Source organism: Acinetobacter junii, assembly GCF_018336855.1.
GTDB lineage: Bacteria > Pseudomonadota > Gammaproteobacteria > Pseudomonadales > Moraxellaceae > Acinetobacter > Acinetobacter junii.
The window spans coordinates 2,129,054-2,151,367 of the sequence record NZ_CP059558.1; the positions used below are offsets into that span (position 1 = coordinate 2,129,054).

General features: G+C 38.4%; 23 protein-coding genes. All 23 read right to left on the minus strand.

Annotated elements, in window-relative coordinates; translation table 11 throughout:
• Positions 1-31 precede the first annotated feature (31 nt).
• Positions 32-2,518, minus strand: a complete 2,487-nt coding sequence (locus H2677_RS10010) for a phage tail protein (RefSeq protein WP_212638443.1) — start codon at positions 2,516-2,518, stop codon at positions 32-34.
• Between the two features lies 1 nt (position 2,519).
• Positions 2,520-2,942, minus strand: a complete 423-nt coding sequence (locus tag H2677_RS10015) for an NlpC/P60 family protein (RefSeq protein WP_125299210.1) — start codon at positions 2,940-2,942, stop codon at positions 2,520-2,522.
• A gap of 261 nt (positions 2,943-3,203) precedes the next feature.
• On the minus strand, positions 3,204-5,156 hold the full coding sequence (locus H2677_RS10020) for an acyltransferase family protein (RefSeq protein ID WP_212638444.1): 1,953 nt from the start codon (positions 5,154-5,156) through the stop codon (positions 3,204-3,206).
• 84 nt (positions 5,157-5,240) lie between these two features.
• Positions 5,241-6,317 (minus strand): hypothetical protein, encoded by a 1,077-nt coding sequence (locus H2677_RS10025; RefSeq protein ID WP_212638445.1) that lies wholly within the window; start codon positions 6,315-6,317, stop codon positions 5,241-5,243.
• 14 nt (positions 6,318-6,331) lie between these two features.
• Positions 6,332-8,038 carry a sialidase family protein gene (locus H2677_RS10030; protein ID WP_212638446.1) on the minus strand — a complete coding sequence of 569 codons (1,707 nt, stop codon included), beginning with the start codon at positions 8,036-8,038 and terminating at the stop codon, positions 6,332-6,334.
• A 59-nt stretch (positions 8,039-8,097) separates the two neighbouring features.
• Complete coding sequence (locus H2677_RS10035; RefSeq protein ID WP_212638447.1) at positions 8,098-8,955, minus strand: DUF2163 domain-containing protein; 858 nt, start codon at positions 8,953-8,955, stop codon at positions 8,098-8,100.
• Positions 8,952-9,605, minus strand: coding sequence for a DUF2460 domain-containing protein (locus tag H2677_RS10040; protein ID WP_212638448.1), 654 nt, complete (start codon positions 9,603-9,605; stop codon positions 8,952-8,954). Before H2677_RS10040 ends, H2677_RS10035 begins: the two co-directional genes overlap by 4 nt.
• Positions 9,606-9,615: 10 nt before the next feature.
• The gene (locus H2677_RS10045; RefSeq protein WP_212638449.1) at positions 9,616-12,582 is read right to left on the minus strand and encodes a phage tail protein; all 2,967 of its coding nucleotides are present in this window, start codon (positions 12,580-12,582) and stop codon (positions 9,616-9,618) included.
• Between the two features lie 59 nt (positions 12,583-12,641).
• Positions 12,642-13,148, minus strand: coding sequence for a zinc ribbon domain-containing protein (locus H2677_RS10050; RefSeq protein WP_212638450.1), 507 nt, complete (start codon positions 13,146-13,148; stop codon positions 12,642-12,644).
• Positions 13,149-13,221: 73 nt separating this feature from the next.
• A complete protein-coding gene (locus H2677_RS10055) occupies positions 13,222-13,446 on the minus strand; it encodes a hypothetical protein (protein ID WP_212639604.1) in 225 nt (74 codons plus the stop codon).
• Positions 13,447-13,481: 35 nt separating this feature from the next.
• Positions 13,482-13,796 carry a hypothetical protein gene (locus H2677_RS10060; RefSeq protein WP_212638451.1) on the minus strand — a complete coding sequence of 105 codons (315 nt, stop codon included), beginning with the start codon at positions 13,794-13,796 and terminating at the stop codon, positions 13,482-13,484.
• Between the two features lie 6 nt (positions 13,797-13,802).
• Complete coding sequence (locus H2677_RS10065; protein WP_212638452.1) at positions 13,803-14,570, minus strand: hypothetical protein; 768 nt, start codon at positions 14,568-14,570, stop codon at positions 13,803-13,805.
• Between the two features lie 61 nt (positions 14,571-14,631).
• A complete protein-coding gene (locus H2677_RS10070; RefSeq protein ID WP_212638453.1) occupies positions 14,632-15,075 on the minus strand; it encodes a hypothetical protein in 444 nt (147 codons plus the stop codon).
• Positions 15,068-15,550 carry a hypothetical protein gene (locus tag H2677_RS10075; RefSeq protein WP_212638454.1) on the minus strand — a complete coding sequence of 161 codons (483 nt, stop codon included), beginning with the start codon at positions 15,548-15,550 and terminating at the stop codon, positions 15,068-15,070. The genes H2677_RS10070 and H2677_RS10075 overlap by 8 nt, the downstream gene beginning before the upstream one ends.
• 7 nt (positions 15,551-15,557) lie before the next feature.
• Positions 15,558-15,749 carry a hypothetical protein gene (locus H2677_RS10080; RefSeq protein ID WP_212638455.1) on the minus strand — a complete coding sequence of 64 codons (192 nt, stop codon included), beginning with the start codon at positions 15,747-15,749 and terminating at the stop codon, positions 15,558-15,560.
• A gap of 9 nt (positions 15,750-15,758) precedes the next feature.
• Positions 15,759-16,142, minus strand: a complete 384-nt coding sequence (locus H2677_RS10085) for a DUF4054 domain-containing protein (protein ID WP_212638456.1) — start codon at positions 16,140-16,142, stop codon at positions 15,759-15,761.
• A 9-nt stretch (positions 16,143-16,151) separates the two neighbouring features.
• Positions 16,152-16,541, minus strand: a complete 390-nt coding sequence (locus tag H2677_RS10090) for a hypothetical protein (protein WP_212638457.1) — start codon at positions 16,539-16,541, stop codon at positions 16,152-16,154.
• 13 nt (positions 16,542-16,554) lie between these two features.
• Positions 16,555-17,529, minus strand: coding sequence for a DUF2184 domain-containing protein (locus H2677_RS10095; RefSeq protein ID WP_212638458.1), 975 nt, complete (start codon positions 17,527-17,529; stop codon positions 16,555-16,557).
• Positions 17,530-17,534: 5 nt separating this feature from the next.
• Positions 17,535-18,005 (minus strand): structural cement protein Gp24, encoded by a 471-nt coding sequence (locus tag H2677_RS10100; protein ID WP_212638459.1) that lies wholly within the window; start codon positions 18,003-18,005, stop codon positions 17,535-17,537.
• A gap of 13 nt (positions 18,006-18,018) precedes the next feature.
• Entirely contained in the window at positions 18,019-19,215 is a 1,197-nt protein-coding gene (locus H2677_RS10105; RefSeq protein ID WP_212638460.1) for a DUF2213 domain-containing protein, read from the minus strand.
• Between the two features lie 78 nt (positions 19,216-19,293).
• Entirely contained in the window at positions 19,294-20,145 is an 852-nt protein-coding gene (locus H2677_RS10110) for a hypothetical protein (protein ID WP_212638461.1), read from the minus strand.
• A 72-nt stretch (positions 20,146-20,217) separates the two neighbouring features.
• Positions 20,218-21,030 carry a phage head morphogenesis protein gene (locus H2677_RS10115; RefSeq protein WP_212638462.1) on the minus strand — a complete coding sequence of 271 codons (813 nt, stop codon included), beginning with the start codon at positions 21,028-21,030 and terminating at the stop codon, positions 20,218-20,220.
• Positions 20,975-22,309 (minus strand): DUF1073 domain-containing protein, encoded by a 1,335-nt coding sequence (locus H2677_RS10120; RefSeq protein WP_212638463.1) that lies wholly within the window; start codon positions 22,307-22,309, stop codon positions 20,975-20,977. Before H2677_RS10120 ends, H2677_RS10115 begins: the two co-directional genes overlap by 56 nt.
• Positions 22,310-22,314: the final 5 nt, after the last annotated feature.

Sequence of the window (22,314 nt, forward strand, 5' to 3'; positions counted from 1 at the left end):
GGTATAAATTTTTAATATCAGTCTTTGATCTTTACTCAGAAGTACTTTGTGTAATCTGATTTGAATAGCTCCACGCTGTATCTTGCCAAACATCACGAGCTGCAACACGAATGTAGTACGGCGTAGTACTTTGTAAACCACCTATCGTCGTTGTTAAACCTGATCCAGTCCATGTTGGCTGAACTGTTGATGGATCAAAGTTTGAAGTAGCACTTAACCAAACTGCATAGTCTTTTAGGTCTGGTGCATCACTTGGGGTCCAACTAACAGTGATTGAATTAGATGTTGCAGATGAATAGAGGTTCGATAATGCCGTAGGTACTGGGTTACTAATATTCAGCTCAGCAAAAGTACTCAATTGATTAGCATTTTTACTTGCAACTCTTACTGTATAAGCACGTTTTACTCCATCTGTTAATGCCTCGTCTATTGAGTAGCTATAATCTGAGTTAGTCGTTTCTACTTCACGAAGTAAAATTCCACTTGAAAGTATCTGAACAACGTAACCGGTAGCACCTGAAACACTTTGCCACTGAACTTTAAATGAAGTTCCAACAAATGGGGATTGCAGCGATAATCCTTTAACACCTGAAGGACGACTACCTGTTAATGTGTAGCTATACGCTGAAACTTCATCTAATGTTTGCTCCTTCTGCTCTAAACCATTGAAACTAGTGAATTTCAAAAAAATCTGATTTCCAATTAGGTTCTGATTATATGCATGTTCAAAAATGGCTTTGTCTAAACGAACAAATGGCTCACCTGCATTATGAGTTTGCGCATCATCATAGCGCCCACGTAAAACGTCACTTAATGTATATAGTGATGTACCATTTAAAGTGGCAACTTGATAATTTAAGTACTCATCGCCTAATTTACAAAGTGTCTGATCAGCTTGAGCGTCTTCAAGAGTGCCGCTAAACATTTGACTAACGGTATTTAGATCAATTTGGAAAGCGGAATCATCAACATCAATTGCTGATATGAGCTGGCCATAACGTGCAGACCCGTAAATAGTCCCGATCATTTCATATGTTGTATTATCAAGACTAGCCCAAACGTTACAACCACCCCAATTAATACCTCCCGATACTGCAACCCAAACTTGATTTTTTCCATCAGTCAGATCCAAAGGCGGTTCGAAAATAATTGGTGCATTCACATTACCTGGTTCTTCATTCCCACCCTGATACCCATTCGAAGACTGTAAATCGTATTCAATTGCAGATCTCGAGCCTAATGCTAGTTCTTCTGCAGTAACAGTTAGCTGACCATCTTCATCCTCTTCTATTCGTGTGATTCGAACTGGAAATTGAACAAGACCTAATCCTGAATCAGTCAATGTGACAATATCCATTGGCTCAAGTCTGCAGTACTTCCAACCAAGATTAAATTCATATTCATTACGAACATAAAGCAAACGTTGCAGTCTTAATTGAGCAGCATGTCTCGCCATTTTGGGTTCACAAAAATAATGATGCTCAACTGGATCTTCTGAACGTAAACCGAACATCTCAATATTGGCTTGATCTTTCGCTTCAGCCGTTTCAGTATTGTACTGGTTATAACGATTGATGTATTCGACTTGAATATGATTGTATGCATCTGTGTCACGACTACGGCGTACACGAACTGGTTCATCGTCACCAATAAAATCATCATCAGTTAAATGATATTGTGGCGTTAAATCGGGGTAAAAGGTAACTCCATTACCAGTTATTGCAGAATCACCAAAAGAACGAATCTTTAAGCCGTCAGGACTTGGAACTACAGCACAATTTACAGCTTCAACAATCTCATTGATTGTTTCATAAGCTGCTTTTTGCTCAGTGAATGCAGGACTGATTAACAAGTTTGCAGCTCTACAATAGGTTCTGAACTCATTCAAATCTGCGATATTAAGATTGGGTGCTGCTCCATATCTTGGATTTGTTATAAAGTCTTCAATGACATCAGCAGGATTTGCATCATCTATTGTCTCTGACAACTTAATAGTGCTAATGACTTCAAAATTGTGATTAGAAAGACTCGCACTGTTTCCTAATTCATAATTAGCACATGCAACATATGCAAGGTATGGATAGTTAATAGCATCATCTGGATGTTTTGAGACTAAATAACCCCAAACAGGATTGTTGTTGCCGTTAAACAATTCAAACTGCAATTGATCGATTGGATCAAGTGTTAATAAGCCACCTTGTTTTGGTGCATATTGCTCTTTATCCACCCATATCAATCCAATTTTTTGGATTTGGTTCTCACATAGCCCTAACATTAAAGAAGCACTGTAACTAAAAGTAGTGTTTCTAGTTTTAGCGCCACCACCTTTACCACCTGACTTTTGTACAGTCGTGTGAGGTGTAGCCTTGAAATCACCAAACCAAATCATATTCGCAGCCACACGCGTCTTTCCATAAATTAGCGGCTGACATAGACCATATGCTGATTGTTGAATACGCATTGAATTAATGCGTGTATCAGATGTACTAATCGTTGTACTTCCAAATATTCCGCCCATATTACTCTTTAAGCCTCTTCATACGAAAAAAGCCCGCAACACGGCGGGCTAAACTTCCTTTGGTACCATCTTGGAGAATCACTCCCTGATGGATATAGGAGTGAATAATCGTAGGCCATTCAACGACAATGGCACCATGACTGATGCACTTGCCAAAATGATAGAGAACAATATCACCAGGCTGTGGTTCATCGACTTCATAACATACTGATAAAACATGTTCTAAATATCGTTGACCAAGCTGGTGCAGATGCCAGTCAGGTGGATATGGACGCGGATCTAAGTGATCCATCAAGCCCACTTTTTCATAGACTTCACAAATCAAGGTTCCACAATCTACACCTACACCTTTAACACGACCTTGGTGGTGATATGGTGTACCCAGCCAAGAAAGCGCCTCTTTAACTGCTTTTATATTTTTCATATATTTCAAACTTTATGTAAATTTACTTAACTTAAGGCAATAAAAAAGCCCCGATGTGAGGCTTGTTGTGTTTCTTATCTAGTCTTTCCAAAAAAGCAGATATAGGTTGAATTCTCGTTTAAGTAAATAGCTGACTAGTATTAGCGCCATGCCAATAACAATGAATAAATAGTCTAAATTGAATGCACCCACCCCTACAAATATGACGCCTGTAAGAGCAAGTAAAAGCACAATAGCAACTAAAAATTTTTTAAACATAAACTAATCCTTAAAGTGATTTTTATTTGTCTTGATATACCACTTCCCAACCTCACCTGATGCTACATAATTGATGTGTTTTTGATCAATGTACAATGGTGTACCATTCCGATCTAAATAACATTTTTCTGCATCACAGAAATATGGCTCGATGTCGATCACCACAAGATCCTTATGCTTAGCTTCCAGACGACTTAACATTTCATTCCACTTTTTGAAATGTTCATCGTGAATCTTTCTATCAAAGCCACAATCTAAGTCGCCAAACATCTCTTTTCGTAATGGACAGTTTTGATCAAGCTCTTGAACCTTTGGCATTCCTTTAATGATTAAAGCTTTGGCACCAGTGCTTTCAACAAGATCGATTGCCCTATCCAGACCTGATTCCATTACTTCACTACTGGATTTTTCTGTACCATCTTTAAAATGACTGACGATAAAGTTATCAGCATAAGAACCAGCTAAAACAACATACTTATATTTATGATCAGCCAAGTGCTTTTTGATTAAGTCATTTCGTGTTTTAAATTCTGGCGCAAGCTTCTTTGTGCCATCTTTCAAAACATATCGTTCAACATCAGGTAGAAAAAAGCTTGAATTCTGGTCTATCTCGTAGCCTTTTGTATTAGCATCTTTGAGCATCACATTAATCATATTTGAGTAATGATTCGCATGAGAGTCACCGACAAGCAATACTTCTGTAGCGCCTTCTTTAACCCCCAAGATACATTTATCTTCTGGTGGTAATTTATTGGCAGGCGTATATAAACATTCACCACGAATCTTGTATGAAGCAGAATTGATACTGTTTTCTATCTGTGGAACCTTATTGCTGAAGCGCTGTTTTAAGCCGTCTTCATACACCACGAACCCACTGAATGCAGCAAATGCTAAAACTGGAATTAAGTAGCCTTTTAAAACAATACGCGCCGGATTTGAGCCTTTATACTTATTCTGGATCTTTCTTTCGACATACTCATAAGTTAAGTATGACAATAACGTCATGGCAATCATTAAGCCAGCCATGCTTAAGTATGAAAGCTCACCGAAACGAATTTTATAAAATACGATCAACGGCCAATGCCACAAATAAAGTGGGTAAGAAATTTTGCCAAAGAATGACATAATATTCATCGAAAGGAATTTCTTAATAATCCCGTCATGCCCTTTTAAGCTGTAGATAATTAATGCCGTACCCACACACGGAAGTAATGCATAAAAGCCAGGAAAGATGCTTTCCGAAGTCAAGTAGAAGCTTGAAAAAACAATCATGATCAAGCCGACTGCAGCAATGATATTCGCAGTCACAGCTTTAAAATTATTTGGCTTTATAAAGACGATTGCCGCGCCAATCATCAACTCAAAAGCACGGGCTGGCAATAAGAAGTAAGACATTGCTGGCGCTTTGATTGAGAGTATATGTGCAAAGACACAACCTAAAATCACACCCAAAGCAATCAATAGTCCAGTCCAGCGTTTAAACCATGCAAGCATGATCATCAATATCGTTGGCCAGATAATATAAAATTGTTCCTCAACACCAAGGGACCATAAATGTAGTAGCGGAATATATTCTGCGTTTGCAGAGAAATAACCACCAACCTCTTTCCACATAAAAAAGTTAGATGCAAAAACTAACGAGTACATCACACTTTTATAAAAAGATACCAACTCCATCGGAGCTAATAAAAAGTATGAGAAAATAAAACAGCTAAAGATTACAAGAAAATATGCTGGTGCTAAGCGCAAAATACGTTTTTTATAAAAGTTTTTAAAAGTAAAAGTTTTATCTGTAATCTCTTTGCTTATAATTGAAGTAATTAAAAATCCAGAGATTACAAAGAAAACATCCACTCCAACATATCCACCACTAAAAAAAGATAAACCTAAGTGATTGAATATTACCAATAAAACCGCAATTGCTCGCAATCCATCTATTTCTGTTCTGTATTTCATAAAAAATAGGCATTGTTATTTATTGAGCCAAATTCTATAACAAAATAGACCCGTTTAAATCGACAATGCCCATTTTTTTACAAATTACAAAGTTGATATCATTTTTAGCTCTTCTATTGTTAATACGCGATCAAAAAAAAGAATTTCTTCAATATAATTTGTATTATTTACTGAGTAAGCCTCGCCTGATCCAATACAAAGTTTATTTAAAGCCATCGCGCCGAAGGTAATTTCTTCGCCAATCTCACCATTCACTGCTAACTGAGCTGCTGTTGGGCTAACATTTACCGCAAAGATATTACTTTGTTGTAAGTTTAGAGATGTAGGTTTAACAGTTTCTACGGGTGTTGCTGTACGCACTCGCAAGAAATTACCCAATGAAGAATTTTCAGCACGGTTCACGAAAATACCGACGTTATTATCTGTAGTTGTGAATTGCAGGATTGGGCTTGTTCGAGCTTGTGTCTTGTTACGGTCAAAAATCTTTCCAGGCACGAATTGTTTAACAACGATACATCCGGTTAGGTCTGAACCAAGAAACTCTGTAATTTTTGCTGTAATCAACTTAACAATATCTGTATTCGCTTGTACTGATGCGGTTGTTGTTTTGACCCGCGTTACTTGGCGAATACAATCAATTGACGTGTAGTAAGAACAGAACTGTAACGAACCTTCAATAACAATGTTAAGAGTAACTGTGCCTGCCGCTGATGGAACATAAACAAAAGGCTTTCCTTGAATTGCAGTCCCGAGCAAATTGTTTGAGGCGTCATATAGCTTTGCACTGCCAGTACCTATAACATCTAAAACGTTAGCAATGTTAGTTGCTTGGGAAATAGAAATAGATTGGCTTACTGGTGCCTGACTATTTAGGAAATAGTTTGTAAACTGCCCTTCGATTAATAACCCCTTTTTTGCTGCGGATGCACTATAAGAATTACGCAGCATATTAGCCGCTACTTCTGTGTATTCTGTATAAGCATTTACTGACCCGCCAATCGTGCTTCGTACACAAGTTAATAAAGAAGTTAAATCAACTGCTGTACTGCCCTGTTTATATGTTGCATCACGAAAGTCTAAATGCGCGGTTACACCAGACAGACCCAAGTCAGTAAGCTTTTTTAATGTCATGGCGGTATTGGATTTAAGTACTAATCCCATCTTTGTTTCCTTAATTAATAAGACACTGATGTAGTATCAGCAACATGAAGTTGCCAGTTTGGTGTTGTTGTCTGGTCGCTGGTATAGATGATTCTCATCTTGAAATCATTCTGGTTGAGTAGCGGCAAGAAAGTTGCTTTATAAAGTGCTGGATTTGAATCATTTACAATTGATGTTGCACTTACGTTGAAGTTTAAAAAGTCATCTGAAACTGCAAATCTGTACTCATTCGCTCCTGCTGTATCAACATGTATGAGTGCTACAAGCTTTCCTCCTACAAACTTCATATCTAAGTGCCATGGCGTGAAGTTAGTGTTATCAAAAATACACTCAGTTCGCGTACTCCACTGTCTTGAATTCAAGTCATTCGTAGTTCTGCGATACATCTTCCCATCATTATTGATCGTAAACATGTGATACAAGTTATCTACTGGGTTGTAGACAATATTTGGACTTAAAAGATAATCTGTCACTTCACCAATGATGAGGCTTTCATCAACAATCGTAAATTTTTCACTCCACTTTTTCCCATCAAAACGAGATGCTCTAAATTCATTAGTGGCTGTTGTGATATCGCGATTTCCTCGATAACGCGTTACACGCCAGAAAAATAGAAGGTCTCCTGATTTAATGTCATACACAAAGCCTGAGTCAGAACAATGCCCACTAGTTACCCCTCCAATATTAGGTGGGTCAACATCAAATGGGGTGGGAAAAGTTGGAATTAGCTCCCATTCCTTTAAATTTGGGTCATTCGATCCATAAATAAAAGGAAGTTCAATGTCCTCATTTGTGTTTGTATATGGGTTTAAACCAAGCCAGAATTTATACCCGCCAGCCTCTTTATCAAACGACCAGACTTGTGGGTGGACTACACCAATATCATCCCGTAAAGTTGGATCATAACCAGCAACAATTAAGCGTTCTGCACTTAGATTCATACGGATTGAATCAACCCATGTTTGACCAAGTGAAAATTGTTGTTTGTTCGAAAAGTGAGGTATTGCTGCTGTAGAGAGCTGCGAGCTTACCAACTGAGTAATTCGGTCGAGATACTCACGGACATAAAGTACATTTTTATTGAAAACAGTTACAGATTTAGCTTCGTCAAGACTTTCAGCATCCTGCACCTTTTCTAAAATTGATTGCAATGAATCTGAGTATCCGAAGATGAAGATCTCACCCTTTTGATTAATCCTAAAAACAGGTAGGTCATTTTTATCTGATAATAGATGCAAGTCCGATAAAGTATCTACTGGGAATACTGGCGCAATTTTTTTCTCCAAATCCTTTAATACTTTCTGAACTGAATCAGTTCGACCATAGATATAAACATCGCCCTTTTGATCCACTCGAAATGATGAGTTTCCGTTCAAATCAAACAGATTCAGTAAATTATCTAAATCACTTATTGAACTTAAATTCGAAAGTCTATTGATTATTTCAAGATCAATTTTTTTTTTAAGATTTTCAAATGGGTCGTTTACTATTTTAGTTAATGAATTCGATTCATTAGACGTTTTTTGATAATAACCTCCAATTTCTGGATCTAAAATTTCAACCTTTACACCCAAAGCTATGTTGGAAATATCTGCATTAGCCGCTGCTAAACTACTGTATGATCGATCCACATTTGTAATGAATTGGATTAACTTTGATCTAAATTGCGCTTCAGTAACATTTGGACCTACCATTTCCTCAGGTAAAGGTAAATTTGCCATTAAAATAACCTCGAAAAAAAGCCCCGCAAAGGCAGGGTCATAGTTAAAGATAAATTTTTTTAAATTGAAGTTTCAGGCACAGGTACAAATGGTGCCCCTCTGAATCTATTCCGATTGTTAAATCGATTGGTACACGTATCTAAACGTTTGTCACAACCTGGATATACTCGAATCAAGTCACCCGACACAGGAACATCTGGTAGTGGCAAGGTTAGAAGTAAAGCTCCTGATTCATGTAAACGTACAGTTCGTTTAATACTTAAATTTGCCCCACTAAGAAACTCCACTACACCTTGAGTAAACCAACCTTGTGGCTGACTTAGCGAACTTAAGATACGATTATTTGTACTGTTGGGATCTACGGCTGTATCTACAGCGAAGTCGGCGTGAAGTAGACCACATGCACCATCAAATAATGTATTTAAACATCCTGGTTGATATAAGTTTCTGGGCATCTGAACATCTAAATCATCGACATCTGAAACAACACTTGCATTAATTTCATAACGATTAATTTCTGGTTCTACGATTCGACCTTCGAATAAAACCAATGTTCCTGCACTCGTATCAGTTGGTGTATTCACATCCATAAACACGCGCTCTAGCTTGAATCGTGCACCATCCATTTGACCATTATGAAAAGCCTGAACAATTGGGATTCCACCAACTGTGTGAAAATCAGTTGCATTAATTGTGATAGATAAATTATCTACCTCGATGCCAATAGAAAGGCTGATACCATCACGTTGAATAATTTCACCACTCGAATAATAAACTTGGCCAGCAACATTCAAGTCAAAATCATAGCTAGTGGCTCTAATAATTTCTCCTTGAACCGTAGTGATGGTATAGAGATCTGCCATTAAAAACTGATCTGCATCAAGTAGTGCAATCAATTGCGGTGAAGCTTGTCTCATATCTTATTTCCTAAAGATCCAACCAATTCAACTTTGCCCGCTTTCCAAAGCTTATGCATAAAGTTGACATACTGTTGTTCATCGTCTTTAAAACGACATCGATAATAGAATGTGCCTTGAACATTCAGCTCAATACCATCCTCAACAGGTTCAGAAAGAACTAGCTTGCCATCAGTTGTTACCTGAGCACTTGCATTATTCCACATTGGCTTGGCGGTATTTGTAGCCCACATCGTCTTTGTGGTTGTTTGATTCCACATAGTGGGATTTATTGAGCTTAGAACTTGTTCTTGTGTATTACCTAATGGCATTTGGCTGTTATACATTTTTTTATAAAGTTGGAATGATGTTGTAACTCCATCCCCAACATAAGAACAATCAAAAGCATTATCATCAGGCATCTTATACAAGAACGAATCAAAGGCACCTCGTCTCTCTAAAAAGAATCCCTCAAGCTGTTGCAACTCTTGTCTCCCTTTGTCCTCACGCAAAAATGCATAAGATAATGAAATCTCATATTTTGGAACGGCCTGAAAACTTGCTCTTAATTCACGGCCATTGATTGAAGTCATGATCTTTGTATTAAAAATAGGAGTCTTTGTAGACTCCCATTCCAATCCTGGCAATTCAGGAAATAATACGTTTGACACTTTTACCTCCTTACTTTCCAAAGTTTCTGTTATACCCTTTTAAACCGCTGGCTAGATCTCTACCGTGCTTTTTCATAAAGCGCTTAACATCTTTAGAATCCCATGCCTGAATATTGATAGATTGCATAGCACCTATATCACCTGCATATGCTGGCTGTTGAGCCATGGATCCATCACTCATAACAGCTTTGCCCAAGGCACGAATGGTGTTTGCATGCTGTTTAGGTAAGACCATTTCTTCCTCATGCAACTGGGTCATAGGATTCACACCCGCAGGAATGTCATAGCCTCCGCGAGCAGAAGCAACTTTTCCAGCTAATGCAGCAACACCAGCAAATGCGATACCGCCTAAAGCAATATTCCAAGGTGGTGGTACTGATGCTAAAGCTTGAGCCATTGCTTGCCATGCACTGATCATGATGGATTTGATAGCCTCAAAAGAACGAATGGCTAGCCGTGCTAACACTCCTGATCCAGTTGCACTAGTCCTAGCAGCTTCACCAGCAATCGTGGCTCCTGTCTGAGCTGCTTGACCCATTGACTCTGCTACAGTCTCAGTTTTGATAAAACCAAGCTTTATAGCCAATCTTTGAGCCATTCCAGCCATATAAAGCTTTAGGGGTTCTGTAACCATCTTTTGGATAAAGAAGCCTGCCATATCGGTTAATACAGCATTAGTTGCGTTACGCCAGCTTAGAGTACCATTCATCATGGCTTGAATGCCCTGATCCCAAAGATTAGACATTCGAGAAGTTAAACCACTAAATTTGTCTTCAAAATCTTTCAATTCAGCTTCTTTAATAAGACCAATTGATTTTGTATCCAAAACCTTTTGATCAGTATCAATCTCAGAAATGCTATTTAGAATCTGATTTTGATTACCTTGCTTACCAGACTTCTCACTCATCTGATTTTCAAGCTCTAACCTTTCAAGTAAAGCACGGCGTTTCAATTCACTTAATTGCTTTTCAAGATCCTTTTCTAATTGAAGCTTTTGCACATTGGATATTTTCTTAGCATCAAATGCTGCTTGAATTTCTGCTTGATTAATTTCAAACAATCTTTGTGCAGATTGAAGCTCATTATCAATTCGCTCTTCTTGAAGTTTTTTAAGCTCCTCAAACTCCTTAACCCGTAATGCTTTGGTTTTATCACTGGCATCTTTTTCTGCTACAACACGAAACTTTGCCTTTTCTGCATCAGTAACTTTTGATTTCTCAATTTCACCTAATGCTTTTTTGAGATCTAAAGCTATTTTTTCTTCTTCAGATGCATACTTGTACCGAATATCAGCAAGAGCCTTAGCTTCTTGTTCTGCTGCTCGTTGTCTTGCTTTAGCATCTGCATCTGCCTTAGATTTAGCTGAAGATCCACCAGCATCTTTAACTCCAGTTCCGGTACCTAATTTAGGATTAAACGTGGGTGTTGCTGGTGGTGGTGCTGAAGTCGTTGGAGTAGGATTCTTCAAGAATAAGTTCTTAAACTGCTGACCTCCTGATGTTGCTGAATTTACAATTGAAGTTCCAGCCGTTCCCCAAGCATTAGCTGAGTTACTAACACCTGCATTCCAACTTGCTTTTAGGTTGGTGAGTCGTGATTGCATCTGAGTGGTATATCGATCCGTAACAGATCCTAATTGTGATAATCCACTTTCCCATGATGCCTTTGCAGCTGAAAAATTAAAGCTCAGTACATTACTAACAACATTTCCAAAAGTTTGAAATTTAATTGACAGAACATCTAATCCAAATTGAATTGACTCTCTAAAACCTGCAAATACATTAACAACGGTGTTAATAGCGATGTTAATAGCTTGGCACACTGTTGCTATCACAGCTCGAATACCAGCAAAAGCAATCTCAATACTAACTTTTAAACCTACTGCAACTGCTGCAAAACCATTTAAAGCACCAGAAACAAGATCCATGAACCCAATTTGTTGAATTGCTCCATCACCTATATCGGCGGTTAAGTCAGTCCATACTCCAGAGATCAGACCAAATACAGATTGAACAATATCAAGTAAGCTCTCAAATGTTGTAATTATTGCTGTGACTGAACCATCAATACCCTCTTTAGATCGAGCAGCAAAATCAAGAAAATTATTTGCCAAATTCGTTAGTACTGGTGCGGCTTGTCCAGCCATTCTGGTGAAAACACCTTGAATTGTGGACTGTATGGTGCCTAATGCTGAATTAAAATCTTTAGTTTTAGCTATAGTTTCCTGATCCATAATTACACCAAGATCATGAGCTTGCTTAGCGTAATCCTTTAATTTCTGGCTATTATTCTCTAACAGTGGTGCTAAGAGTGTTGCATCATCTGCAATTGACTCCATGTAGAAAGTCATTTCAGCTTGAGATACATTTGCCTTTTGTAGGGTTTGATAATATTTTTCAAGAATCTGAGGGCCTGATAAACCTTGGAATTCTTTAGCAGTGACATTAACTTTAGGCGCGATCTTTTCAAAGAAGTCTGCCATTTCACCGCCACCAGTCTGCATGAAATCACCGAATTTATCGTTAACATCTTTCATTACATCTGATAGTTTATCTTGCTCTACATTTACCTTACCTGCTGCAAATGCCCACTCTTGAAATTCTGTAGTTGTTGCATTGGCTAATTTAGCTTGTATTTCTAGTTCTTTTGATGCTTGTCCAACTTGGTTGGTTAGGCTAGATAATCCTACTAAGGCTGTTCCTACTGCAGCAGTGACACCCAAACCTACAGTCGCAAGACCTTTTGTAAGCCCACCAGAAATTGTATTTCCAATCTCTTCAAATCTATTGGTCACCAACTGAGATATTGAATCTATACTATTTCTAAACCCTGAAAAATCAGGCTTGAAATCGATTCGGCTACCAGTTGCTTCAATATTGCGGGAGGTATTACTTACGATTTGTTCCGCGTCATTCATACCACTTTGTAATTCAGTGGTTCTAGCGGCTACATGAACCTCAATTCGATTATCTGTCATACAAACCTCTAGACATAAAAAAACCCGCTAGAGCGGGTTTTTAAACATTAAACTATTTATCAAATTACAACTAAATCAGTAACTCCACAACTTGAGGATGTAGCCTGAGTGTGAATAAATCCCATATTAAATTCTTTAAATGTTCTTGTTTCACCAGCTTTAATAATCTCAAATACTTCACGCTTATTACTGTCAATTTTTGTGCCACTATTTGACGTATGTTCACAAACTACTGTGAAATCTTTTATATCTGACTTGCCATTATTTTTAATTGTCATATCTATCATCATGACATTGCCAAATCCATCCTTACTCCACTCAAAGTTAAATTCTAAATTATTAAGTGCTTCTTCTTTAGGAGATAGTTGTGGAGTGCCTGATGCAGAAGAACTATTTCCAGTATTATCTCCACTACCGATAGCCGCAAAAACACCAAATATAAATATAACGAGAATAATCCATGTAAATACTGAAGTTGGTTTTTTTATTTTAGCCCCACAACTCGGACAAGATTTAGCTTGCGTACTAACTTGAACACCACATTCTTTACAATTAACTAATGCCATTTTATTTACCTAATATTATCAAGTGTTAAAAACTTTATACATTTATCTATAAAAAATCAAACAGAGTAGTATATTAACTACTCTGTGGGAAATTATTCAACACATCTACTAGATCAATATCATCATCTTCAGAAACAATATCTTTCGTATTTTCTTCAATACCCATAAATGCTTCTAAAATTCGACAGAGACGCTGAACAGCAATATTTGTGGGAGGATAATCACGTTGATACGCATTTAATGCTCTTAATCTAGGTATATCCATTTCATTACGCACATAGTCGTAATCTTTACCAATTGATAGCACCAAATGCGTGTACAACTCCTCCCAACTTATTCCCCCGAACCACCTTCTTTACTATCATTGTTACCTTTTAAACCTGACACTGACATTACAGCTTCCATCACTTCTGTAAGTTGATCCATATAGAGTAAATCAGCTACATCATCTCGGGTTATATCAGGGTAATTACGCTTCAAAGATTTATGGGCTACATCAATTACTGTACCAACATCATTAGGCTGGAATGTCTGAAGTGCAGGCAAAAGTTTTTCAACTGCACCAAGAGATAATGGTGCAAAAACAAATGGCTGACCATCAACAATAACTACAGTTCCACGAGGGTTTTCAACTTGTGAGAATTGCATCTGTTATTACTCCGATAAATCAAATTTGAATACACGCCCCAGATCATCTGCCATCGGCTGAAACTCAAATTCAGGAATATCATAGTCATCCTGCTTTGAACTGAACCCTAGTTTATTGCTGGTACAACGGTAGAATTCCATACCCATGAATTTACCCTTGTAATCTCGTTGAAGATCAACCGTAAACTCTGGTGTGTAACCCATATCTAGGTTTGAAACCACTATAGATTTAGACCCAGCAACTGTTGCGGAATATTTAAAACTGATAAACACAACTTTACCTGCATCAGCTGCAGCAAAAGTATATGCACCAGTTGATTGATCAACACTGTACTGTCCAGCAGTTGGAGCAGTGGCCACTCGTTTTAGAGGAATAGCTTTCGAATCAGTCACACCAAGATCTTTCACATACATACCACTATTGGGAACAATAGGTGTAAGACTTCCACCAACTGGAATGGTTTCACCGTTAATCGTCTGAGCAACAGTTTCAATACCGCCTTCAGCAACAATACCTCCGAAAAATATTGAATTAAGCAATGCACCATTTATACGACCAAATGAAGCCTTACATTTAATAGTGCCTTTACCACGCGCTGCATCAACTGCAAACTGACCACGGCCAAAAAGCTCTTTTAAGTCGTAGCTAATATCAACAGAAACCGATTGCATTACACCTACTTCAACAGGAGTAGGAGTAGTAATCGATTGGCCATAAACATCTCGCACAGGTGTTGCAAAGATCTTACCTGCACCGAATAAATACTGAGCCATTATTTAGACCTCTCTAAAATGACAAAACCGCCATGAAGGCGGTCTTAAATTGAATAATTGTTTAATTGGTTGTGAGGATCCTAACAGGAATAATTGCAATCGCCTGATCATCAAGCATGTTCTCAACAGCTTCATATACCTCAATCGTGCCATCTATCCAGCAATGCTCTACTAATCCACCGAGAGTTTGATACTCACATATTGCAGGAAATTCAGGCTTTATCGCTTCACGGATTCGATCGATGAATAGATTCAACTGTGAAGATGGTGGTTTTTCCTTATCTGGTTCATGAATGTAAAGATAAACTTCAGCAGCAAGTTCTATTTTTGCATTTAATCCTTTAACTGGTCCCTCTTGTTGATTACCTTGAGTAATAAACAATGCTGGACGCTCACTTGGTTGAACATGATTAAAATGTCTTAAACGGCGGCTTTTAGTCACCATCCCATCGACTTTAGCACTCAATCGATTATATAAAGCTTGGTAAATTGCTTCACTATCCACTTGTTATACCTCTTTGAATAGCTGCATCGATATTTTTTGGAACAATCTTAGCAATCATATCCAGTGAATCACGCATAAATCGCAATTCCTTGAATCTGACATTACGAGAATGTGCCTTAACATTTATTTGCCTTGGAGATATAGGTCGACCAAATGCTTGTTTAATTGTTCTTAAGTGAGCTTTAACTCCCATAGAACCATTTAAACCAAACTCATGCGTAAATGCATAAGGCACTAATGCTCCACCAGCACCTACAGTTCCCTCTATAAAGTTTTGATCCTCTACCACTTTAGATGAAACAGATCCTCGTAATCGACCAGACTGAACTTTTAATCGTTGACCAGTCAACATATCTTCCTGAACTGTACGCTGAAGTCTTAAAGTAAGCGCATTCATCGTGCGTCTTATCTCAAACTTAATTCGATCATTCATCTCATCAAAATTGACTTGAGCATCAACACGATAATCGCTCATAACTTATTTACTCTTTGGCAGTGGCTGATGATTTCTTTGGTTCCACCACATCAATATAACGATCAAAACCTAAAGGTTTTAACATATGAATAATGTCATCCTTGAATTCCAAAACACCATTTTTAACTTCTAGATTTTGACCAGCTATAACCACAGACTTTGACTTAAAGCCAATTGGTGCCTGATATTTAAAAGACATGAGATTCTCCTATACAACAAAAGCACCAACTCCCAAACGATTGGGATTAGTGCCACTGTCATCAATTGGAATTGAATTTTTTAAAGCAAGATATCGTTGGCCATAAATACTCTGATCAAAGAACGTTTCTTTTTGTGATCGAGAATAACTTACACTTTGTCCAGCAATGGTCATGCTTGATGCATTTGAAAATGCGCTTCCAGCTTTACTATTAGATTCAACTTTAAGAATATGTGCTGCATATAGACCTACAGCACGTTCCTTTAATGTTCCAAACTCTAGCTGAGATACAACCAATTCAGCCTCATCCAAAGCATCCTGAATGACAGGATCTGATAAGTTGACTAAGGCTGTATCTGTTGAGAATTTCTGGCGGAACGTTTGTACGTCCATAGATCCACCTTATTCCTTAGCCTGATCTATCTTCGCCTGTAGCTGCTCAAGTGTTTCATCAGAACTAAACATTACTTCAAGCGCTGTTAATTCAGCTTTCACTGCGGCCAAAGCTGCTTCATCAGTTCCCTTTGTCTGGTCACCTGCTGCATCATTTGGCTTGCCTTTACCACCATTACCCCGCCCACCAGTTTTAACAGTTGATTTAGGCTCAACTGGTTCATCAATTTCTTGAACATCAAGCTCACCAGTATCCATAAGATGCTTAGCAAACTTATTCTTTGAAAGCTGTTTATGTTTATCTTCTTCAACTAGTGTTGGAATACCTGCAGGCAAAACAGCTAGACCAGAAAAAACAAAAGCGGCCTGAGAGCCGCTATAGGTGTATGAATATTTCATGTTGTTTTAATCCTTATGCATGGTCCAGATAACGAAGTGAATCAACACGTTTCAACCATACGCCCTGATATTTATAGTGACCTGGTACTTTGATATCTAATCCAACTGGTTGAGCTGCCAAAAACGTTACATCATTGCATTTCATTTGAATACATGATGGATCACGGCGGTAAATGATAGAACGGTCTGCACCTGCGGTACCTTTACCATTTGAACGGCCTAAACCACGGATTGTTAGTGGCTTATTTTGAGTGGCGAAAATGTTATTTTCTTCAATGAACTTTAAGAATGTTTTACCACCCGAATCAGGGACTATTCGAGTTGAAAGATGCTTATATTGATTTGATGCCATCAAATAAGTATCAGGCTGAACCGAAACATCACCATCAATCTGATCTTCGGCATCAGCTAAGCTTGAGTTGAAATCAGAGAGTACTTCTTCAATTGTAGCCGTGGCCCAACTATGTTGAGCAGTTACCACGGTAACACCTGTTTGATTAAGAAATCCTTTAATATTCGTTTGCTCGTTACCATACCAAGCAATATTACTTAAATGCTTCTCAGCCGCTAAACGTGCTGCCTGAACTTTATCAGCCTCTAGCGTAACATTCAGCTTCTGAGCCGTTTCTAGCTCAAGCACTGAGTACCAGTAACCGATCGTACCAACCTTGATTGGTAACGAAACAGTATCGTAATCAACTTCAGCCACAGGAATATCATTACCCGTGCCTGAATATTCTTTACCAATACCAACACCCTTTTTACGGGTTAAAACTTCACCACCACCGAACACCCCACTAACAGGCTTAACAGGAATGTACTTAGCGTAATCCATCACTTGTTGAAGTTGTGGATCCATATCGTTAAATTCTTCCAACTTAACGAATAACTGAGCTAATGCATCAATATTAAAGGCATCACCAATGTTTGCCTGAACCATTTGCGCTACAGGTGTTAAACGTAGCTTCATTGCAGCTAATTTACTCATAAATATTATGCCCCACGTAAGCGAACAGCAGCTAAACCCTGTTCATTTGAAATTGTTTCCCATGAAGCATTTGGTAATTCAGTACCATCCAATGCCGTAGGTGATAAAGAACCTAATGGAGCTAAAGTTGTGCCATTGGCTGTTTTGACATATACCTTAGCGTTAATGTCTGTGACTGGTGCTGTGACCTTCACGTAAATCGAACCAATCGTCATAACTGGTGCAATATCCGTTGCTTGATAGGCTTCCTTTCCTGCGCTATTTTTTCCTGACTTACCGACACCATGTCGTAAGATAATTCCAAACTTTGTATTGGTCGCATCAGTTACAGCTGAAACTGTTTTACCGTCTGAACTGCGAACCACTACATCACCATCATTCACCAAGCTGGTACCAGCCAAAGGCAGGGATAAAATATCCTCTGGACCAATGAGGTGAAACTTCATACCTGGTGCGGCATCGTATTGCTTAACCATGATTTAAACCCTCTTAGATTTCTTTATATGCATTTTCTTTGCTGTAGGTCTTTTCATCCCCACCACCAGTTGGTTTACCATCACCAGTTTTTACATGCTGCTGCTGGTGAAGTGCATCACCTACTGGATTAGATGGTTGTGTACCTTTCACAGCAGACAAAGCGCGAAATGTTGTGTCGATCTGATCAGGCTTTGCATCTCCTACCGATACGCTACCTAATAATGCTGTAACCAATGCATCACCAGCTTTAGCCGCAATTACATCGCGCTTGATTTGCTCACAACTGCAACCATCTGTTTTAATTGTTGGCACCAATGCTTTGGCATCAGCAATAATTGCCGCACGCTCAGAAGCAGCTTGTTCAAGTTTTTCAGGCGTAATCTGATTCTTTTCCAAATCACCAACTTTCTGCTCAAGTGTGGCTTTGTCTGTATGAAGCTTATCTACAACAGCTTGAACAGCTGTTAATTCATCCCCAATCGAAAATTGTTGATCACCTACTTTCAATTTTGCGGCTTTGAGATTCTTCAGTTGCTCGTCTTGAATTTTTAAGGCATCTGCTAAGGGTTTGTTATCCCCGATATCAAAGCGAATGCCGTTTACAGTTACTTCCATTGTTTTATCCTCTTTTGGATGTTGGTTTTGATCACCGATACGACAATCACCGCCACAGCGGCCATACTTGACCAGTGCCACATGATTGCCTACAAAATTTATAAACTTAGCTTGGTACGGCGTACCATCAGGTGCAGTACCAGATTCAAGTACAAGCACAGCTGCATAGCCAAGAGACATTTCAATGCGTTCATTACTTTGAATAAGATCGATACTGATCTTGTCCTTGATGAGTAGATCGCCTATCAGGTAATCACTCTCTTGACGCACATTCTCACAATAGCCAATGTGATAATCCTTCCAGTTGGATGCATTAATTTCATTCTTAGGTGGGTGATAGTCAGTAGCATCTACTTTGTTAAAACTTGCTAATGATTCAGGCCTAAATAGTTCCTCAGCTGGTGTGTAGACATTAATAGTCTGATCAGCTGTGTATCCCTCTAACGATGGGAACTCGTATGCATAGTACTGGCGTACCTGAGGTGCTTTGGCTAAGCGAACATTCACGCATTTCAGATACCCTTCTTGAGTAAATGAGCGTGTACTTTCAGTTGGTGCAAAATCACCAATTTTGAGTTGGTAAATGAGTTTCATAAAGTGAGCCCATAAAAAACCCACCATATGGTGGGTTATAAATTCATTTTTAAGTTTCAGTAGGTCCAATAAATTCTTTCATTCAAAATTTATTGTAAATCTATGACCTGTTTCCTTAATTAAATACACAAATCTTTGATTAGCAGCATCCATTTGTAAGCCGATAGTTGCTATTTCAGTAGTTCTTTTCTGAGGATCAGCTTCTACTATTTGGTCTATATTTGAAACAATTCTATTAAAATCATTTTCGAAATTAATTAATACATGTTGAACATTAATAATTGCCTGAACTGGAGAACCACTAGAAACAACACCTAAACCAGGAGGATAGTATTCAGTACCATCTTGAACTCTGACTGTGACGTTGTAACCTTTACTTCTCAAAATTCGATATTGTTCTTCCGTTAGTGGCTCACCATTCGAGTCACATTTAAATTTCATAAGAATATTGGGCCAATTATTATGAATAGTTTCAATGATATCTAAATCACACCAATCACCATGTGAAAAAAATCCAACAATATGCGCTTCAGATTTAGAAAAATGTATAAATAATAAATCCGAAGTTCTGGATACAAACCCATCACTCTCCAAAACTTCTCCTAAATGAAAGTGCTGAATTTGCCAATGAGATAACATGTCATCATCATAATCTAGCCTTTTAAGATTTCGACTTTGATATTTGTTTAGCGGATTACCAACTTTTATATCTGAAATTATTTTTCTATATGCAGATAAATGCTCTGAAGGAATAACAAAATTTGGTGGTTCAATTACCTCTCTAGGTTGTGCATCAATTATTCTGTATTTATATCGATGATATAAATGCATTGGATTATTATTAACTGCCCTATAATTTCCAAATTCACTAATTAACTTTTGATGACAATAGTCCTCATAGTCTTTTGGAATTTCGTTTTTAACATCCACATTCACCCCCTGAGTAAATCAAATCGATTAAGTCTATATTTCTATGGATTAAAATCTCATAAATTACTTCATTTAATCAATCAAAATATCCTCATAGTTAGGCAATGCCGTGCAACGACACCGAATAGGTTCGCCAGGATGGCCACCCGTTGGAGGTGAATCCCAACGAAACGTCTTACCCTGCTTCAGTCGATGATCTGTCCGCACGTCTTCATCTTTAGCTGTTTGCCATATGTAAGTTTCAACACCCATTGAAAGCTGTCTAGCTTGGTTAATTTGGCCATTTATCTTACCCATCTGATCTGCGGCAATTAAACGCGCACGGTAATCGGTACTTTGACCAAGCTTTGAAATTTCCTTTGCTAACTCTTGATTAGTCTGGCCTGTCTGCAGTGCGTTAAGTACAAGCGCCTCAACCTTATCAGCATATTGACTTGGTATCGATTTGATTAAAGCAACGTTCGCCTCAATATTGGTATCAACTACATCTTGAATATCAGCAGCTCGATAGAACGGCGTTAGGTCAACACCAATAATTGTTTTAGTGTGCTCTGCAATTTGCTTGTCCACTTCCTTTTGAGTATCAATCACTACCTTTGTGGCCAATGGTCGGGAAATCTCAACGACATACTTTGTGAGCTTTTCCCGAAACGAAGTCATCATGTCAGAAAACCAAGCATCACCGATGTTGCGACCAACAGTAGGAATAACAATATCCTTGGTTTGATCCTGACAATATTTAGAAATAACCAGTAATTGCCGCATGTAATAAAACTCAATACGGCGATTCACTTTTACTGGTCTAATCTTGGTTGCCTTACGCCCTTTTTTACGTTTCTTCGCTTCCTGCAGGTGGGGTTTCAGTATCTGAATTATTGTCGTCATCTAAAGTCACCATTAATTCAAGCAGCTTGATGTGCTTCTCATCAATCACTGAATAAACCTCATCTATTACGAGTTGCCTAGCGATCTGTGGTTCAGTGATGATACCCATTTCAAGATATTTAGAATCCCGTTCGGCATTAGCTTTTTCCACCTCTGACCTTACCTTAGCGTCAAGTTGCCATAATGGATTGAACACGATCCCAAGCCCTGGTAATAATCGACCAAAAGTCGCCTGACAAATCACGGCTAAAAGTTTCATCATGAAAGGCTTAAGCATCCATATCTGCTTTGTGGCAATGCTATCGTAATAGTTGCGGGTGTCATGCTCACCTGTGGCGTTCATACCTGCAGGTGATTGTCCAAATAAAATCGTGTAAGGGATATCAGCTGCACCTGCTGCTTGAATAGAAAACTCACGCAACATGTCTGGCAGACCTGCAAAGTTATACGTCTTAGAGTCGTATTCCTCTTCCTTATCTAAAACGATCATGCCGTTCAGACTCTTTAGCAGACCAACACTAAGAAATCGTTCTGCTACAGCCTTCATATCTTCTTTGATTTTATCCACTAGTCCAGGCGTACTAATCACATCGATTTTCGATTCATGGACCAAACTGGCTGAACCCTTTTTAACTGCAGCGTGATCAAGCAGATCCTCATATACTTCCTGTAATACACTTTGAGGCTCTTCATTGACGACATCTGCATGGCTAAACTTTATTAATCGAGTATGGTGGATGCGTTGATTAGATTTACCATCAAGTTTTAGCTTATAAAACTCAGGTTGTTTGATAAGTCCTCCACACTTACTTGGTGGCAAATACTTTGTGGTGTCTGCTTCAATGTATTTTTTCTTCAATACTGTAAAGAACTCTAAACGCCCTATACCTAATTTATTAAGATCAAATGGCTGATCTAAATCACCACCATCTACCGTGCCAATTAGTACATAAGCAACACCATAAAGTCTTGATAAGATCAAACTAGACATAAGCACATTAGAAAAGTTAAACCGTTCACATGCCTCATCTAGCTTAACGAGCTCCTTATCCTGAATCCCTTCATAGAACCAACCAGCTCGGAGCATGTCACTTGCTGGGCGATTGACGATACGCTTTGCCAGCCAATGTTGATAAACCGCTTCAAGCTGATCATCTGGAATAATTTTCTTTACAAAATGTCCATGTGATGCTTTATCGCGTTCCGTACCAATATTTGAGACAAAATTTGTATACGCCCCTGCATCACCAATAGCATCGGGCTTTTTAGTTTCAGCCATAATTT

Excerpts from the sequence above, each read along its gene's own strand:
- H2677_RS10010 (WP_212638443.1), bottom strand. The coding sequence starts at position 2,518 with ATGGGCGGAATATTTGGAAGTACAACGATTAGTACATCTGATACACGC.
- H2677_RS10015 (WP_125299210.1), bottom strand. The coding sequence starts at position 2,942 with ATGAAAAATATAAAAGCAGTTAAAGAGGCGCTTTCTTGGCTGGGTACA.
- H2677_RS10020 (WP_212638444.1), bottom strand. The coding sequence starts at position 5,156 with ATGAAATACAGAACAGAAATAGATGGATTGCGAGCAATTGCGGTTTTA.
- H2677_RS10025 (WP_212638445.1), bottom strand. The coding sequence starts at position 6,317 with ATGGGATTAGTACTTAAATCCAATACCGCCATGACATTAAAAAAGCTT.
- H2677_RS10030 (WP_212638446.1), bottom strand. The coding sequence starts at position 8,038 with ATGGCAAATTTACCTTTACCTGAGGAAATGGTAGGTCCAAATGTTACT.
- H2677_RS10035 (WP_212638447.1), bottom strand. The coding sequence starts at position 8,955 with ATGAGACAAGCTTCACCGCAATTGATTGCACTACTTGATGCAGATCAG.
- H2677_RS10045 (WP_212638449.1), bottom strand. The coding sequence starts at position 12,582 with ATGACAGATAATCGAATTGAGGTTCATGTAGCCGCTAGAACCACTGAA.
- H2677_RS10050 (WP_212638450.1), bottom strand. The coding sequence starts at position 13,148 with ATGGCATTAGTTAATTGTAAAGAATGTGGTGTTCAAGTTAGTACGCAA.
- H2677_RS10060 (WP_212638451.1), bottom strand. The coding sequence starts at position 13,796 with ATGCAATTCTCACAAGTTGAAAACCCTCGTGGAACTGTAGTTATTGTT.
- H2677_RS10065 (WP_212638452.1), bottom strand. The coding sequence starts at position 14,570 with ATGGCTCAGTATTTATTCGGTGCAGGTAAGATCTTTGCAACACCTGTG.
- H2677_RS10075 (WP_212638454.1), bottom strand. The coding sequence starts at position 15,550 with ATGAGCGATTATCGTGTTGATGCTCAAGTCAATTTTGATGAGATGAAT.
- H2677_RS10080 (WP_212638455.1), bottom strand. The coding sequence starts at position 15,749 with ATGTCTTTTAAATATCAGGCACCAATTGGCTTTAAGTCAAAGTCTGTG.
- H2677_RS10085 (WP_212638456.1), bottom strand. The coding sequence starts at position 16,142 with ATGGACGTACAAACGTTCCGCCAGAAATTCTCAACAGATACAGCCTTA.
- H2677_RS10090 (WP_212638457.1), bottom strand. The coding sequence starts at position 16,541 with ATGAAATATTCATACACCTATAGCGGCTCTCAGGCCGCTTTTGTTTTT.
- H2677_RS10095 (WP_212638458.1), bottom strand. The coding sequence starts at position 17,529 with ATGAGTAAATTAGCTGCAATGAAGCTACGTTTAACACCTGTAGCGCAA.
- H2677_RS10100 (WP_212638459.1), bottom strand. The coding sequence starts at position 18,005 with ATGGTTAAGCAATACGATGCCGCACCAGGTATGAAGTTTCACCTCATT.
- H2677_RS10105 (WP_212638460.1), bottom strand. The coding sequence starts at position 19,215 with ATGAAACTCATTTACCAACTCAAAATTGGTGATTTTGCACCAACTGAA.
- H2677_RS10115 (WP_212638462.1), bottom strand. The coding sequence starts at position 21,030 with ATGACGACAATAATTCAGATACTGAAACCCCACCTGCAGGAAGCGAAG.
- H2677_RS10120 (WP_212638463.1), bottom strand. The coding sequence starts at position 22,309 with ATGGCTGAAACTAAAAAGCCCGATGCTATTGGTGATGCAGGGGCGTAT.